This window comes from Streptococcus infantis, assembly GCF_001579645.1.
Classification (GTDB): domain Bacteria; phylum Bacillota; class Bacilli; order Lactobacillales; family Streptococcaceae; genus Streptococcus; species Streptococcus infantis_E.
In genome coordinates this window covers 490,693-506,155 of record NZ_KQ970818.1, presented here as the reverse complement: position 1 = coordinate 506,155, position 15,463 = coordinate 490,693, and the positions used below count along the sequence as shown (strand labels likewise).

The window sequence follows — 15,463 nt, the reverse complement described above, 5'->3', positions numbered from 1 at the left end:
CCAGTCTCAGTTTTCTTTTCCTTTAACTTGACTTGTTGCAATATCTTCACCAAACCATTTTTGGCTAATTTCTTGGAATTTTCCATCTTGATACAATTCCACAAAAGCTTGATTCAAATTCGCTAACAAGGTCTTATCTGCTGGTCTCACACCAACTGCAAAAGACTCGCTCTCAAAACCAGCTGGAAAAATCTCATACTGGTCTAAAATTCCTTCAGTTTCAAGATAATAATTGGCGTAAACACGGTCTATTAAGAGGGCATCAATCCGATCATTTTGCAAGTCAATCAAGGCTTCGTTAAAACTCTGATATTGGTTGGCTTTTTGATCTTTTACAATGTTTTTCAAGAGTTCTGGCTGAGCTTCAAAATCTAGATAACCAGAAGAACCTGCTTGGGCTCCCAAAATCTTATTTTTCATATCCGAAACCGACTGGATATTTTGCGATTTTTTAGAGACGAGAACTTGTTGATTTTCCATGTAGGGAATGGTAAAAGCAACCTTCTCACGGCGTTCATCAGTCGCTGAATATCCATTCCAGATAGCATCAATGGTGCCGTTTTGAAGTTCGGTTTCCTTCATGTCCCAATCAATGGGTTGAAATTGTGCCTTGAAACCAAGTTTCTCAGAAACAGCCTGTGCTAAATCAATGTCAAATCCAGCATATTGCCCATTCTTTTCTTCAAAGCCCATGGGAACAAAGGTATTGTCAAACCCGATGGTAATTGTACCTTGTTCTTGGTATTTGTCCCAATTATCGACTTTGGGATCACTAGATTTTTGTGTGCATCCTACTAGGAAAAAAGCAAGTAAGAATACCAAAACAAGGCTGATTTTCTTTAGATTCATAGACACCTCCTACTTAGGCTCTACTTTGAGAATCTGATCAGCAATATTCTCTGCAAACTGGAGATCGTGAGTCACGACAATCTGAGTCATGCCTAATTCTCGATTTTGTAGGATCAGTTTTTCAACCTCGAGACGCAACTCTGGGTCAAGGGCTGAAGTTGGTTCGTCATACCCAATCACTTCAGGATCTATCATCATAGCGCGTGCTAAGGCAACCCGTTGCTTTTGACCACCAGATAATGAGTATGGATAAGCATCTGCATGAGCTTCTAGACCCAGACGAGTTAATAAGTCGACCGCCTTCTTCTTTGCATCTGCTTCAGACATCCCCATAGTCTTGATAGGTGACAAAATCAAGTTTTCCATAACGGATAAGTGAGGAAAAAGCTGAAAATCTTGAAAAACAAAACCTAACAAGTGGCGCTTTTCAAGTTCATCCAAAGGTAGGGATTCTCCATTATAAAAAATCTCTCCTGAATCAATGGTCTCAAGTCCAGCTAACATTCTAAGCAAGGTAGTCTTTCCACCACCAGAAGGGCCAACAATGGCCAAAATTTGCTTTTCAGGAATTGTTAAACTGAAATTGGATAAAATTTCTTTTTTTCCAAATTTTTTGCTGATATTTCTTAACTCTAACATGGTTAACCTCCTATCTATAGTAGCTGAACTTTTTCTCAAGTTTCTTAGCTAGGATTGTAACGATACCAATCATAAGCAGATAAATAGCTCCTGCTAGAAACATTGGAATCAAGCTAGCATCACGATTGGCTGCAGTACGACTGGCTAGGATTAAATCTGAAATACCGAGTGCATAGACCAGAGAAGTATCCTTAACCAAACTCATAACCTCGTTAAATACACTTGGTAAGACAATCTTGGTCACCTGTGGCAAGATGATATAGCGAACGGTATCGATAGGATTAAATTTCAAAACCTTAGCTGCTTCGTATTGCCCCTGAGGAATCGTTGCAATCCCTCCACGGAAAATTTCAGCAAAATAGGCTGCATAATTAAGCGTGAAGGCAATAATCGCTGCAGGCACACGATCTAAACGAATCCCAATACTTGGAAGGACATAATAAATAAAAATTAGTTGCAAGAGCAAGGGTGTCCCGCGCATCACCCAGATATAGATATCAATCATGTAATGGAGGGGTTTCCAATGGACCTGTAAGCAAAAGGCAACCAAAATGCCTAAAGGGATTGAAAAAAGTAAGACCAGTGCAAAAACTTGTAACGTCATTGTCGCACCGCTCAATAAACTTGGTAATATCTCGAATAAGTAAGACATATTCCACCTCCTAAAAATAATTGTTCCTATTATAGCATAAATAAACATAAAATCAAGGATTTTCAGAAGTTTCCATGAATTTTTAAAACTTTAGCCTTAATTTCCGAACAATAGTGTTCATGAGAAAAATTTTCTACTTACATAAAGTATCAGATGTCACAATTTGAGAAAAGATTCCTTTCCGTTTCTCTCCTATTTCATGGTATAATAGAAGCATGATGACAATAGTATTATTAATTTTAGCTTATTTATTGGGTTCTATCCCTTCAGGACTGTGGATCGGGCAAATATTCTTTAAGATTAATCTAAGAGAACATGGTTCTGGTAATACTGGAACGACCAATACCTTTCGAATCCTTGGGAAGAAAGCGGGTATGGCAACCTTCGTGATTGACTTTTTCAAAGGAACCATCGCAACCTTGCTTCCATTTATCTTTCATGTTCAAGGTGTTTCACCTCTAGTCTTTGGCCTTTTAGCTGTAATTGGGCATACCTTCCCAGTATTTGCAGGCTTTAAAGGAGGAAAGGCTGTCGCAACTAGTGCTGGAGTCATTTTCGGATTTGCTCCTCTATTTTGCCTCTATCTAGCAATTGTCTTCTTTGGAACTCTTTATCTAGGCAGTATGATTTCTCTCTCTAGTGTTACTGCTGCCCTTGCTGCTGTACTTGGGGTGATTCTCTTTCCGCTTATCGGTTTCCTACTTCCAAGTTACGATTTATTATTTGTAGTGATTATCCTAGCCCTCGCAAGCTTAATTATCATTCGCCATAAGGATAACATCAATCGTATTCAAAACAAAACTGAGAACCTAGTTCCTTGGGGACTAAATCTTACCCATCAAAAACCTAAAAAATGATTGAGAGAAAAAGTTTTTGAGAATCTAGCTCTACTACTGCTCAAAGATTAAGGAAGAAATAGTATGCAACATAGTATTAGTGACCGTGAGTCTAACCATCAAATCATTAAAGATTTTATCAGTAACTTCATCGGTTCGCTGAGTGGTAAAGCATTCAATTTTGCTTTAGGTTTGATGTTACTGGACCAAACAAAATCTGCTATGAGTTTTGGGATAAATATGATTATTTATCCTTTAGTTAGTTTGATTTTCTTGGTACCTATTGGCAATATAGTAGATAAGTACCGCCATAAAAAGATTCTAACCTTTAATTTCATTTTTCGGATGCTTATCTTTCTCTTCTTTTATGCCTTCTATTTTTTAACAGATTCATCTAGTATCTTGTATCTGGTGATTCCATTCGTCGTACTCCACTCTATCACAGTCAATATCAGTGACACTTGTTATTCAGCTTCTATTCATGAATTAGTCAATGACAGAAAAATTCAACGATTAAGTTCTGTTACACAGACCGCCATCGCTATTGCAACTATGCTTTCTCCAGCTATCGGAGTTATTTTTTATAGTTGGATTGGTTTTGCAGGTTTTATTCTTATCGTAATCCTTGCAAACTTTCTATCATTAGGAGTTCTGCTCACTATGAAATTTTACTACGAGTATGAAGAACCTGAAACGACGAACAAAAAACTGGAAAAACAGCTGTATGGAGTTAAAGAAATTATTCACTTTTTAAAAGAAAATCAGATTGTTAAATACATCATTCTTGTGAGTGTCGTTCTTAACTTCTTCTACACCTCTATCAGTATTGGAGTCCCATTTGTAGTCAAAGAACAGCTCCTCTTAGATAATGCAACCATTGGAATCCTTGAAACCATGTCAGCAATTGGAATGCTGCTAGCTAGTATTTCCATGTCACTACTACCGGACAAAAAAGAAAACAAACTCCTCTCTAATAAAATCAGCTTCCCTCTTTTTCTTCTAATCATTGCGATTATTGGTTTAGGAGTAACATTTTCAACAACCCAGTCTCAAATCCTTATTTCAACTCTTGGTGGTTTATTCATGGGAATCATCGCATTTACTCTGGTTATCTTAAATATTGTTGTCATGACCTACCTTCAAAGTACCATTGAGACTAAATTTTTAGGCAGAGTTATGAGTACCTTATTTACACTCAATACCTCTATTATGCCGATAGGGACACTTGTATTTACTTATTTATTCCAACAAGAAGTAAATGGTGGGGTCATCTTTATTGTTGGCGGTACTTGCCTTCTAATCTATACGATGTTCCTACTACCTCGCATTTTCAACCTTTTAAAAGTAAATGAAGCAAGTTCAAAGTGATTAATAGTTGTAAGTGAAAAACCTTTTTTGATATCTTTACGAGGTATAATTCTTGATAAAAAAGCATCAGTTTCAAACTGACGCTTTTTTTGTTTATTTAGATTTGATATAGTTGATACCATCCGCCTTCGGCGCAACAGCTTTTCCAAAGAAGGCTGCTAGTACGACGATGGTCAAGAGATATGGTGCAATCTGCAAGTAAACAGTTGGAACTCCTTGCAAGAAAGGAAGTTGAGAACCGATAACTGCCAAACTTTGAGATAATCCAAAGAAAAGACTTGAAAGCATAGCTCCGACAGGATTCCACTTACCAAAGATCATAGCTGCAAGAGCAATAAATCCTGGTCCTACAATCGTTGTAACTGAGAAATTGACGGAAATTGACTGAGCATAGATAGCTCCTCCGATTCCCCCAAGGAAACCTGAAATCACAACACCCAAATATCTCATCTTGTAGACATTGATTCCCAATGTATCAGCTGCTTGTGGATGTTCACCGACTGAACGAAGGCGAAGTCCAAAACGTGTTTTGAAAAGGATAAACCATGCTAAGAATGAGAAAGCAATCGCAAGGTAACCAAGTAAACTGGTTGACTTGAAGAAGATATCTCCTAGAAATGGAATATTGGCTAAGACTGGGAAATCGAAACGACCAAAGGTTTGAACCAAGTTGTCCGTTTGCCCCTTGTTATAAAGGACTTTTACCAAGAAAACAGCCAAGGCAGGCGCCATCAAGTTTAGCACAGTACCACTGACAACATGGTCAGCACGGAAATGAACTGTAGCCACTGCATGAATGAGCGAGAAGATAGCTCCGACTAATCCACCAACTAGAAGAGCCAACCAAGGAGTCGCTGCTCCTAAATCTTGAGCAAATTCAAGGTTAAAAACAACTCCAGAAAAGGCACCCATGACCATGATTCCTTCAAGACCAACGTTAACAACTCCACCACGTTCAGAGAAAACTCCTCCGATACTTGTGAAAATAAGTGGTGCTGAGTAAATCAACATTGAAGAAACCATAAGGGTTAACATTGTTGTAATCGACATCCTTATTTACCTCCTTTAAGTTGTTTTCTTGGTTTGACAAAGCGTTCGATGATGTAATGAACACTGACAAAGAAGATAATTGAGGCTGTAACGATACTTACAAGCTCAGATGGTACTTGAGCAGCATTCATACCAGGTGCTCCAACTTGAAGCACTCCGAACAAGAAGGCTGCAAATAGAATTCCAATCGGTGAGTTTGCAGCGAGTAGACTAACCGCCATTCCGTTAAAGCCGATCGCCAATGATGAACCTTGGACATAAACGTTTTGGAAGGTCCCGAGTCCTTCTACTGCTCCACCTAGACCTGCAAGGGCACCTGAGATAATCATTGATAGGATGATGGTGCGTTTAGCTGAAATACCTGCATATTCAGAAGCATTTGGATTGAGACCAACTGCACGGATTTCAAAACCGAGAGTTGTCTTCTTAAGCAAGAACCAGATAACTCCGACTGCAATGATAGCAAAGAAAATACCGATGTTCATACGAGAGTTACCTGTTAGCTCAGAAAGCCAAGGTGTCTGATAGGTTGCATTGGCACTAACACGAATGGATGAGTCAGTACTCTGCATAATATCTTTAGGGAAGGAGTGAATAAAGGCATTCCCCACATAAAGAACAATGTAGTTCATCATGATGGTAACAATAACCTCAGATGTTCCAAGATAAGCTCTAAGAACACCTGGAATCGCACCAACAATCCCCCCTGCAACTAGCGCAATGATAATGGTTGCGAGAACCAGCAAAGGACGTGGCATATCAGGATGAGTCAGGGCAAACCAGCCACTAAGAACCCAACCCGCGAGGGCTTGCCCAGGAAGCCCAACGTTAAAGAAGCCAGCACGACTTGCAACTGCAAACCCTAGAGCGATCAAGACTAACGGACCCATAGCACGGAAAATTTCACCGATACCACGAACACTACCAAAGGCCGTATAGAACAACTCTTCATAACCCCAAATAGCATCGTAGCCAAAAATCCACATGACGATGGCTCCAAGCAAGATTCCAAGGATAACAGAAATCAAGGGAACCGAAATTTGTTGTAATTTTTTAGACATCACTCTTCTCCTTTTTCCAATTCACCACCAGCCATCAAGACACCAAGTTCTTGCTTGTTGGTTGTTTCTGGCGTTACAATCCCTTGAATCTTACCATCATGGATAACAGCGATTCTATCTGAGACATTTAGAATCTCATCTAGTTCAAAGCTGACTACAAGGACAGCTTTCCCATTATCACGTTCTTGAATCAAGCGTTTGTGAATGTACTCAATGGCACCGACGTCCAAACCACGAGTTGGTTGGCTGACGATGAGGAGATCCGGATTTCGATCAATCTCCCGAGCGATGATTGCTTTTTGTTGATTTCCTCCAGAAAGGGCAGAAGCTGGAACAATCTCACTAGCAGCACGAACATCAAACTCCTGCATCAATTTTTTTGCATAGTCAACGATATTCGTATAATTTAAAATTCCCTTCTTGCTAAGAGGTTCTTTATAGTAGGTTTGAAGAGCGATATTTTCAGAAATCATCATTTCCAAGACCAAACCATCACGGTGGCGGTCTTCTGGAACGTGTCCCACACTCATTTCAGTGATTTGACGAGGATGTAATCCAGAGATAGATTGACCTTTTAACTCTACGCTACCTGACTCGATTTTACGAAGTCCTGTAATAGCTTGGATCAACTCAGACTGACCATTTCCATCAATCCCGGCAATCCCAACAATCTCACCAGCTCGAACATCAAGAGAAAGATTTTTAACAGCTGGAACCCCACGGTTTTCATTGACTACTAAATCTTTGATAGATAGTACAACTTCTTTTGGTTGAGCTGGCTGTTTCTCAGTTTTGAAGGAAACAGAACGTCCAACCATCATTTCTGCCAAGTCAGCGTTAGTCGCACCAGCAATCTCCACTGTTTCGATAGATTTCCCACGACGGATAACTGTAACACGATCAGATACTGCGCGAATCTCATCCAACTTATGGGTAATCAAGATAATGGATTTGCCTTCTTTGACCAGGTTCTTCATGATAGCCATCAACTCATCGATTTCTGACGGCGTCAAAACGGCAGTTGGTTCGTCAAAGATAAGAATATCGGCACCACGATAAAGTGTCTTCAATATTTCAACACGTTGTTGAGCACCAACAGAGATATCTGCTACTTTGGCTGAAGGATCCACAGCAAGACCATAACGCTCCGATAGTTCGTTAATTTCTCGAGTTGCTCGAGCAATATCTAGGACACCATTTTTGGTCAATTCACTTCCCAAAATGATATTTTCAGCAACTGTGAAAGCTTCAACCAACATAAAGTGCTGGTGAACCATCCCAATTCCTAAGCTAGCTGCTTTTGATGGCGAGTCTAATTTTACAACTTGACCGTTGACCACAATTTCACCACTAGTTGGTTCTAGAAGCCCTGCTAGCATGTTCATAAGAGTGGACTTCCCAGCTCCATTTTCTCCTAAAAGTGCATGAATTTCACCTTTACGAAGTTCAAGGTTAATCTTGTCGTTAGCGACAAATTCACCGAAAACTTTGGTAATTTCACGCATCTCAATGACATTTTCGTGTGCCATGTGCTCTTCCTTTCAGAGTTTTATTTTATTTCAATAAAACCTGCTAAAGAATTTTAGCAAGCTCTATTGAGACAAAACAATTTGTCTCAATTCTTAAAGAAGCGGCCACAGGCCGCTCCCTAAGAAATGACTTCCTTCAATTATTTTTCAGGAACTTTGATGCTACCATCAAGGATTTTAGCTTTTGCATCTTCAACAGCTTTTTTACCTTCTGCAGAAAGGTTAGTTACTGCCAAGTCAACACCTTTATCCTTCAATGAGTAAACGATAACTTGACCGCCAGGGAATTCACCTTTTTCAGCTTTGTTTGCGATATCTTGAACTGTTGTTCCGACTTGTTTCAAAGTAGAAGCAAGTACGAAGTTAGCTTCTTTACCGTCTTTAGAAGTATATTTACCTTCGTCAACTTGGTCACGGTCTACACCGATAACCCAAACTTTTTCGCCTTCGTTTTTGCTTTCATTCAAAGATTTAGCTTCTGAGAAGACACCTGCACCAGTACCACCAGCTGCTTGGTAGATTACGTCTGCACCTGCAGCGTATTGAGCTGCAGCGATTGTTTTACCTTTAGCGGCATCACCAAATGAACCAGCGTAGTCTACTTGTACTTTGATAGATGGGTCAACTGACTCAACACCAGCTTTGAAACCAGCTGCGAAACGAGAAATAACTTCAGATTCCATACCACCTACAAAACCAACTTGTTTTGTTTTAGTAGTTTTAGCTGCTGCTACACCTGCAAGGTAAGCTGCTTCGTTATCAGCAAATGTTACGCTTGCTACGTTCTTTTGATCTTTAATCACATCGTCGATCAAAACATAGTTCAAATCTGCATGTTCTTTCGCTGCTTCTTCAACTGCATTGTGAAGGGCAAAACCAACACCGAAGATCAAGTTGTAGCTTCCTGCTGCTTGGTTCAAGTTGTTAGCGTAGTCAGCTTCACTTGTTGATTGGAAGTATGTGTATCCTTTATCTTTTGCAAGATTGTGCTCTTTACCCCAAGCTTGAAGACCTTCCCAAGCTGATTGGTTGAATGATTTGTCGTCAACACCACCAGTATCTGTAACGATAGCTGCTTTAGTCTTCACATCAGAAGATGAAGAAGCTGCGTTACGAGAAGAGCGATTACCACATGCAGCAAGTCCAAATGCTGCTACTGCAACTAGACCAAGGCCTAGCCATTGTTTCTTGTTCATTACTGAACCTCCTAAATAAGATGCGCAACGAAGTTGCAAGTATGGATTGATTGGCCACAAGGACCCTTGTCACTCAAAGAGTGACGCAGACTAATGCAAGTCTGTAAATGAGTATGGAAGTAATTCCCCGACCGTCATCTCGACCGTCGATTTATCTTTGGCAACTAGAGTCACCTTTAGATCTGGTTTAAAAAATTCGACCATAACTTGGCGACAAGCTCCGCAAGGAGAAATAGGTTTCTCAGTTTGACCATAGACAATCAATTCTGAAAACTCACGTTGTCCTTCAGAGACCGCCTTAAAGATTGCCGTTCTTTCGCCACAGTTGGTCAAGGGGTAGCTAGCATTTTCAATGTTAACCCCTGTATAGATACTTCCGTCCTTGGCTACCAATACGGCACCAATCGGAAAATGTGAATAAGGAACATAGGCATTTTTACTAGTCTCAATCGCTAAGTCAATCAACTCAGTAGTCGCCATCTGCTAACTCTCCTTTTAAGATTGCTACACCAGAAGATGTTCCGATACGAGTAGCTCCAGCTTCAACAAAGGCTACTGCATCTGCATAAGAACGAGCTCCACCAGCAGCCTTAACCCCCATATCAGGTCCAACTGTCAGGCGCATTAATTGAACATCCGGTAGAGTTGCACCACCTGTTGAGAAGCCTGTTGACGTCTTGACAAAGTCTGCCCCTGCCTTTTGAGCGAGTTGGCAAGCCAAAACTTTTTCATCATTCGTAAGTAAGCAAGCTTCGATGATAACCTTAACGAGTTTGTCACCGCTTGCTTCAACAACTGCTCGAATATCTGATTCGACCAAGTCAGCATTCCCAGACTTAAGCGCTCCAACATTGATGACCATATCAATTTCGTCAGCACCATTTTGGATAGCTTCTTTGGTTTCATAAGCTTTGACAGCTGAAGTTGTAGCTCCAAGAGGGAATCCTACTACTGTACAAACCTTGACATCAGTATCTACGAGTGCAGTTTTTGCATGCGAAACCCAGCAAGGATTGACACAAACACTGGCAAAATCAAAGTCTTTAGCTTCAGATAACAAACGATTAATTTGTTCTTCTGTCGCATCTTGCTTTAAAAGCGTATGATCAATGTATTTATTTAGTTTCATTTCGTTTTTTCCTTAAATTAGGAGATAATTTCAATGATTTCACGCGTTTTTATCGCTTCATCACTTATTTTAATTTTAACATAATTTTGGAAATCTGTAACTAGTTCCGGAGAAATTTTCCCATTTGTATATACTTTTGCGACAATTTCACCCTGTATGACCGAATCTCCCACTTTCTTCTCAAAAACGATACCTGTCTCATAGTCAAGGGCGTCTGTTTTAACGGCACGACCAGCACCCAATCTCATAGCAAAAAGACCAAACTCCATGGCTGGAAGTTCTGCGATAATACCATCCTCCTGAGCAGGAATGTCAACTACATGGTCAACTTTTACTGGACGATAGAGATCTTCTAGGTCTCCACCCTGAGCTACAACCATCTCTTCGAATTTCTTGAGAGCCTTACCGTTTTCAAGATGTTGCCTTACTTCCTCGACAGTTTTTTCAACATTTGCTAAAGAAAGCATAATCTGAGCTAGCTCGCAGATAAAGTGGCTAATATCTTGACGTCCTTTACCTTGAAGAATTTCCAGTGCTTCTAGGATTTCTAAACGGTTACCAATGGCGCATCCCAAAGGTTGACTCATATCTGTAATAACTGCTACTGTCTTACGACCTACCGCCTTACCAAGGTTTACCATGGTTTGAGCAAGTTGGCGTGCCTCGTCAACTGTTTTCATAAAGGCACCTTCACCCACTGTTACATCAAGTAAGATAGCGTCAGCTCCAGCAGCAATTTTTTTACTCATGACCGAACTAGCAATCAAGGGAATAGTATCAACCGTTGCCGTCACATCACGAAGAGCATAGAGCAATTTATCAGCCTTAACCAGTTGATCGGACTGGCCAATGACTGAAACCCCAATATCCTGAACTTGTTTGATAAATTCATCCTGATTTCGTTCAATCTGAAAACCTTTGATGGATTCTAGCTTATCAATGGTCCCACCAGTATGACCCAAACCTCGACCACTCATCTTAGCAACTGGAACATCAAAACTAGCTACCAAGGGTGCTAGGATTAAAGTTACCTTATCACCAACTCCACCAGTAGAGTGTTTATCCACCTTAATGCCTTCGATTGGCGATAAATTAAATTCCTGACCTGTCTTAACCATGTTCATAGTCAAGTCAGAAATCTCATCTATAGTCATTCCTTGAAAATATACTGCCATAGCAAAAGCCGCCATCTGGTAATCAGGGACGATTCCAGATACATAACCTTCAATCAACCATTGAATCTCACTGGAGCTTAGTTCTTGGCCGTCTCTTTTTTTCTGGATTAGATCTACTGCTCTCATTCTTTCACACTTCTAAGGATATAATATCCCTTATCTTTCTTTACAACCTCGCAATTGCCAAAGATTTCTTCCATCTTGCTTTTGGCACTAGGAGCTCCTTGTTTTTTCTGGATAACAATTGTCAAATCTCCACCATCTACTAAAAAATTGATACTTTTCTCGATGATTTCGTGGACTACTTGCTTGCCTGCACGTATAGGTGGATTTGAAATGACATGGTCAAATTGTCCTTCTACCTGCTCATAAATATTAGACTGGAAGATAGTCGCTTGAACCTTGTTTTTTACTGCATTTTGCTGGGCTAAATCCAAGGCACGATTATTGATGTCCACCATCGTTGCTTGGGCACCATAAGCCTTAACCAAAGACAAACCTATCGGACCATAGCCACAACCAACATCAAGAATTTTTTCACCTTTTTCAATATCTAGACATCTTAACAGCAATTGACTTCCAAAGTCAATCATTTTTTTACTAAAGACACCCGCATCTGTCAAAAAGGTCATCTTTTGCCCAAGTAGCTCAACTCTAAGCTCATGAACATCATGGGCTGCATCTGGATTTTCTGCATAATACATTTTACTCATGATACTATTTTACCATAATTTGACTTAAATTGTAAATCGTTTACAAAGGTATCAAGCCCTTTAATCACATTGTATTTTCTCAAAAATAATATAAATCGGATTAACATTAGGGACCTAGTAAAAAGCTCCCGACTGCCATGGTAATCGGAAAAGCAAAAATGCAAGCAAGACCAAAAAAGAAGAGCCAACACTTTCGTTTAAATAAAGCTAGCACAAGGTAGCCAAGACCTATGAGGGGTAATAAGATAAACAAAACAAAAGTGGTCCAGTTATGGCTCTGAGTTCCTATCGTAAAGGAGAAATTCACCCAGTTTGGTGATAACCATAAAAAAATAACAAATAGGCTGAACAAACCCAGCGTATTTTCTCTTAATCCAGCTTTCATCTTAACACCTCCTTTATAGGTTTTCCCCCTTATATTTTAACAAAGAAAGCGCTTTTTCTCAATCTCTATCAATTATTGGAAACTAATGACAAGTCATTGAGAGCTACAAGGTATCACAGTCAGGATAAAACAACAAATTTATTGTCTATAATCAGATTCATTTTGATTACTATTGCTTTACCTTCAAATACTTAATTATCAACAGTATTCCCAAGAAGATGTTTAGATAAAAGCCCAACTGATAAGTTTGTGTCAGGATTTCCAAACTTGTCCACAGGCGTATCAAATCTTCTATTGACATGCGGAATAAATAACCCTCTGTAGCAATCCACAAAATCAAAAATAGATAACTACCAGCAGAAAGGAATTTTGTCCAACCTTTCCTTAACAGCCATGCAAGGAGGGGTGAACAAATGAAAATAGTTGTTACAATGGCATAATCCATTAAAAATGTAAAACCGTAATAAATTTCCACAAAACGTCTACCATTATCCGCATTTACTCCTTTTATAAAAGGTAAAGCAAAACTTAAAATAAAACAGAGTTCCAATATGTAACTTTTTATGATTTTCATAGTACACCTCCTATAAGTTGTGAACTAAAAAGCCCCCTTTATTAGCTGATAAAATCAGGAGAAATCAGCTCCTACTTCATCATTAAATTGTTCATTCTCTATCTACTTATTAGTATATACTACTGACTTATCACATTCAAGAAACCGCTTTATTTTTTTAGCTTTTTATGGTATGATAGACAAAATATCTAGGGGAAAACAAATGACCAACGAATTTTTACATTTTGAAAAGATAAACCGCGAAACTTGGCAATCCTTGCATCGCAAAACAACTCCTCCCTTGACCGAGGAAGAGTTAGATTCTATTAAGAGTTTCAATGACCAGATTAGCCTTCAAGACGTTACAGATATTTATCTGCCACTAGCACATCTTATTCAGATTTACAAACGTTCCAAAGAAGACCTTGCCTTTTCAAAAGGTATTTTCCTTCAAAGAGAGAGCAAAAAACAGCCCTTTATTATCGGAGTTTCTGGGAGTGTCGCTGTCGGTAAATCAACCACTAGTCGACTCTTGCAAATTTTGCTGTCTCGTATCGTTCCTGGAGCAAGTGTTGAACTAGTTACTACAGATGGTTTTTTATACTCAAATAGTGTTTTAATTGAGCAAGATATCCTTAATCGTAAAGGTTTTCCTGAGAGCTACGATATGGAAGCTTTGCTTAATTTTCTAGACCAACTCAAAAATGGTCAGGATGTTGCTATACCTGTTTATTCCCATGAAATCTATGATATCGTGCCAGGTCAAAAACAACGAGTTCAAGCTGCTGATTTTGTCATTGTTGAGGGAATCAACGTATTTCAAAATCCTCATAATGCCCGTCTCTATATTACTGATTTCTTTGACTTTTCAATCTATGTCGATGCTGCAGTCGAAGATATTGAAAGTTGGTATTTGGATCGATTCTTAAAACTCCTTAGCTTTGCTCAAGATGATCCAGGCAACTATTACTACCGTTTCACTCAACTTCCTCTTAGTGAAGTCAAAGATTTTGCTCACCAAGTTTGGACCAGTATCAACCTCACCAATCTCCAAAATTACATTGAACCGACACGAAATCGTGCCGAGGTCATTCTCCATAAATCTAAAAATCACGAAATTGATGAAATTTACTTAAAAAAATAATTTTCCCTTGTCAAAACGTAAGTTTTCAGATATAATGGTATAGTTAGTAAAAATGGAGGTAAGAACATTGGCAAACATTAAATCAGCTATCAAACGCGCTGAATTGAACGTTAAACAAAACGAAAAGAACTCAGCTCAAAAATCAGCTATGCGTACTGCTATCAAAGCTTTTGAAGCAAACCCATCTGAAGAACTTTACCGTGCTGCCAGCTCAGCTATCGATAAAGCAGAAACTAAAGGTTTGATCCACAAAAACAAAGCTAGCCGTGATAAAGCACGTCTTGCAGCTAAACTTGGTTAATCTTTAACTGCATACAAAATGAGCTCTTCGGAGCTTTTTTTGTGCACATTTTTCTGGAGGTCATTATGAAAATAGCTATCATCGGATATTCAGGATCAGGTAAATCTACTCTTGCAGAAAAACTGGCCAAGCACTACTCTATTCCAAAACTTCATATGGATACTCTCCAATTTCAACCTGGTTGGCAAGACAGTGACCGTGACTGGATGCTTAAGGAAATGGAGACTTTCCTTACCAAACACAAAGATTGGATCATTGATGGCAACTACTCGTGGTGTTGCTATGAGGAAAGAATGGAGCAAGCTGACCAGATTATCTTTTTAAACTTCTCTGCTTGGAATTGTTTGCTAAGAGCCTTTAAGCGTTATTTAAAATATAGAGGAAAAGTCAGAGAAAGTATGGCTGCGGGATGTCCCGAGCAATTCAACTGGGAATTTATCCGTTGGATTCTCTGGGATGGACGAACTAAAAATGCTAAGGCAAGATACCAACACTTAAACAATACTTACCCTGCAAAGATACGCATTCTCCATTCTCAAGCAGAGATTGATTGTTTTTTGCGATCTTTAAAAAAGTAAACAATATAGTAGCATTTCATTAAAATCATCATGTACTGATTGACTAAAAAAGGAAGATTTTCATCCAGAAAATCTTCCTTTTTTCCTTTTATTCAACAATTAAAAATAACTCGAGCAATTTATAAATCAACAATATAGTAGATTGAATCTAGAACAGTACACTACAACTGCTAAAAATATTTCTAGAAATTAGTTTGACTTTTCTAATCTCTCTGTTCACATCTTATTTCAATCCACTATATTATTCCCCTAGAAATGAAGAGAATCTTGTTCATAGTTTCTGAGTTCGTGATACAAAAAAAACT

At 39.1% G+C, this 15,463-nt stretch carries 18 protein-coding genes; 5 read left to right on the top strand and 13 right to left on the bottom strand.

All coding sequences use genetic code 11. The annotated features are described in order from the left end of the window. Positions 1 to 6: 6 nt before the first annotated feature. Genes SINDD18_RS02385 through SINDD18_RS02375 form a run of 3 tightly spaced genes read right to left on the bottom strand, consistent with a single transcriptional unit; the run spans position 7 to position 2,140 of the window. Positions 7 to 849, bottom strand: coding sequence for an amino acid ABC transporter substrate-binding protein (locus SINDD18_RS02385; RefSeq protein WP_061862956.1), 843 nt, complete (start codon positions 847 to 849; stop codon positions 7 to 9). 9 nt (positions 850 to 858) lie between these two features. Beyond that, positions 859 to 1,488 carry an amino acid ABC transporter ATP-binding protein gene (locus SINDD18_RS02380; protein WP_049504388.1) on the bottom strand — a complete coding sequence of 210 codons (630 nt, stop codon included), beginning with the start codon at positions 1,486 to 1,488 and terminating at the stop codon, positions 859 to 861. A gap of 10 nt (positions 1,489 to 1,498) precedes the next feature. Next, positions 1,499 to 2,140, bottom strand: coding sequence for an amino acid ABC transporter permease (locus SINDD18_RS02375; protein ID WP_006153198.1), 642 nt, complete (start codon positions 2,138 to 2,140; stop codon positions 1,499 to 1,501). A gap of 215 nt (positions 2,141 to 2,355) precedes the next feature. Between SINDD18_RS02375 and plsY the strand changes: the two genes are divergently transcribed. Beyond that, positions 2,356 to 2,997: a glycerol-3-phosphate 1-O-acyltransferase PlsY gene (gene plsY, locus SINDD18_RS02370; RefSeq protein WP_061862955.1), complete on the top strand. Its 642-nt coding sequence runs from the start codon at positions 2,356 to 2,358 to the stop codon at positions 2,995 to 2,997. A 63-nt stretch (positions 2,998 to 3,060) separates the two neighbouring features. Beyond that, positions 3,061 to 4,344 (top strand): MFS transporter, encoded by a 1,284-nt coding sequence (locus SINDD18_RS02365; RefSeq protein WP_061862954.1) that lies wholly within the window; start codon positions 3,061 to 3,063, stop codon positions 4,342 to 4,344. Positions 4,345 to 4,437: 93 nt separating this feature from the next. Here the strand turns inward: SINDD18_RS02365 and SINDD18_RS02360 are convergent, their stop codons facing one another. The 10 genes from SINDD18_RS02360 to SINDD18_RS02315 all read right to left on the bottom strand — a co-directional run bounded on the left by SINDD18_RS02360 (position 4,438) and on the right by SINDD18_RS02315 (position 13,156). Continuing rightward, a complete protein-coding gene (locus SINDD18_RS02360) occupies positions 4,438 to 5,394 on the bottom strand; it encodes an ABC transporter permease (protein WP_061862953.1) in 957 nt (318 codons plus the stop codon). Positions 5,395 to 5,396: 2 nt separating this feature from the next. Next, positions 5,397 to 6,455 (bottom strand): ABC transporter permease, encoded by a 1,059-nt coding sequence (locus tag SINDD18_RS02355; RefSeq protein WP_061862952.1) that lies wholly within the window; start codon positions 6,453 to 6,455, stop codon positions 5,397 to 5,399. After that, entirely contained in the window at positions 6,455 to 7,984 is a 1,530-nt protein-coding gene (locus SINDD18_RS02350; RefSeq protein ID WP_061862951.1) for an ABC transporter ATP-binding protein, read from the bottom strand. Before SINDD18_RS02350 ends, SINDD18_RS02355 begins: the two co-directional genes overlap by 1 nt. A 140-nt stretch (positions 7,985 to 8,124) precedes the next feature. Further along, positions 8,125 to 9,180 carry a BMP family lipoprotein gene (locus tag SINDD18_RS02345; protein ID WP_061862950.1) on the bottom strand — a complete coding sequence of 352 codons (1,056 nt, stop codon included), beginning with the start codon at positions 9,178 to 9,180 and terminating at the stop codon, positions 8,125 to 8,127. Positions 9,181 to 9,270: 90 nt separating this feature from the next. Continuing rightward, positions 9,271 to 9,660, bottom strand: a complete 390-nt coding sequence (locus SINDD18_RS02340) for a cytidine deaminase (RefSeq protein ID WP_061862949.1) — start codon at positions 9,658 to 9,660, stop codon at positions 9,271 to 9,273. After that, positions 9,647 to 10,309 (bottom strand): deoxyribose-phosphate aldolase, encoded by a 663-nt coding sequence (gene deoC, locus SINDD18_RS02335; RefSeq protein WP_061862948.1) that lies wholly within the window; start codon positions 10,307 to 10,309, stop codon positions 9,647 to 9,649. The genes SINDD18_RS02340 and deoC overlap by 14 nt, the downstream gene beginning before the upstream one ends. 17 nt (positions 10,310 to 10,326) lie before the next feature. After that, a complete protein-coding gene (locus tag SINDD18_RS02330) occupies positions 10,327 to 11,610 on the bottom strand; it encodes a pyrimidine-nucleoside phosphorylase (protein WP_061862947.1) in 1,284 nt (427 codons plus the stop codon). After that, entirely contained in the window at positions 11,607 to 12,197 is a 591-nt protein-coding gene (locus SINDD18_RS02325) for a methyltransferase (RefSeq protein ID WP_153014386.1), read from the bottom strand. Before SINDD18_RS02325 ends, SINDD18_RS02330 begins: the two co-directional genes overlap by 4 nt. A gap of 106 nt (positions 12,198 to 12,303) precedes the next feature. Then, entirely contained in the window at positions 12,304 to 12,582 is a 279-nt protein-coding gene (locus tag SINDD18_RS02320) for a hypothetical protein (RefSeq protein WP_061862945.1), read from the bottom strand. A gap of 169 nt (positions 12,583 to 12,751) precedes the next feature. Further along, the gene (locus tag SINDD18_RS02315; RefSeq protein ID WP_061862944.1) at positions 12,752 to 13,156 is read right to left on the bottom strand and encodes a hypothetical protein; all 405 of its coding nucleotides are present in this window, start codon (positions 13,154 to 13,156) and stop codon (positions 12,752 to 12,754) included. A gap of 202 nt (positions 13,157 to 13,358) precedes the next feature. Here SINDD18_RS02315 and coaA point away from each other — a divergent pair, with 202 nt between their 5' ends. The 3 genes from coaA (at position 13,359) to SINDD18_RS02300 (ending at position 15,158) form a co-directional block, all read left to right on the top strand. Further along, the gene (gene coaA / locus SINDD18_RS02310) at positions 13,359 to 14,279 is read left to right on the top strand and encodes a type I pantothenate kinase (protein ID WP_061862943.1); all 921 of its coding nucleotides are present in this window, start codon (positions 13,359 to 13,361) and stop codon (positions 14,277 to 14,279) included. 52 nt (positions 14,280 to 14,331) lie between these two features. Beyond that, the gene (rpsT, locus tag SINDD18_RS02305) at positions 14,332 to 14,580 is read left to right on the top strand and encodes a 30S ribosomal protein S20 (protein WP_029689628.1); all 249 of its coding nucleotides are present in this window, start codon (positions 14,332 to 14,334) and stop codon (positions 14,578 to 14,580) included. Positions 14,581 to 14,645: 65 nt separating this feature from the next. Beyond that, entirely contained in the window at positions 14,646 to 15,158 is a 513-nt protein-coding gene (locus tag SINDD18_RS02300) for a DNA topology modulation protein (RefSeq protein WP_061862942.1), read from the top strand. Positions 15,159 to 15,463: the final 305 nt, after the last annotated feature.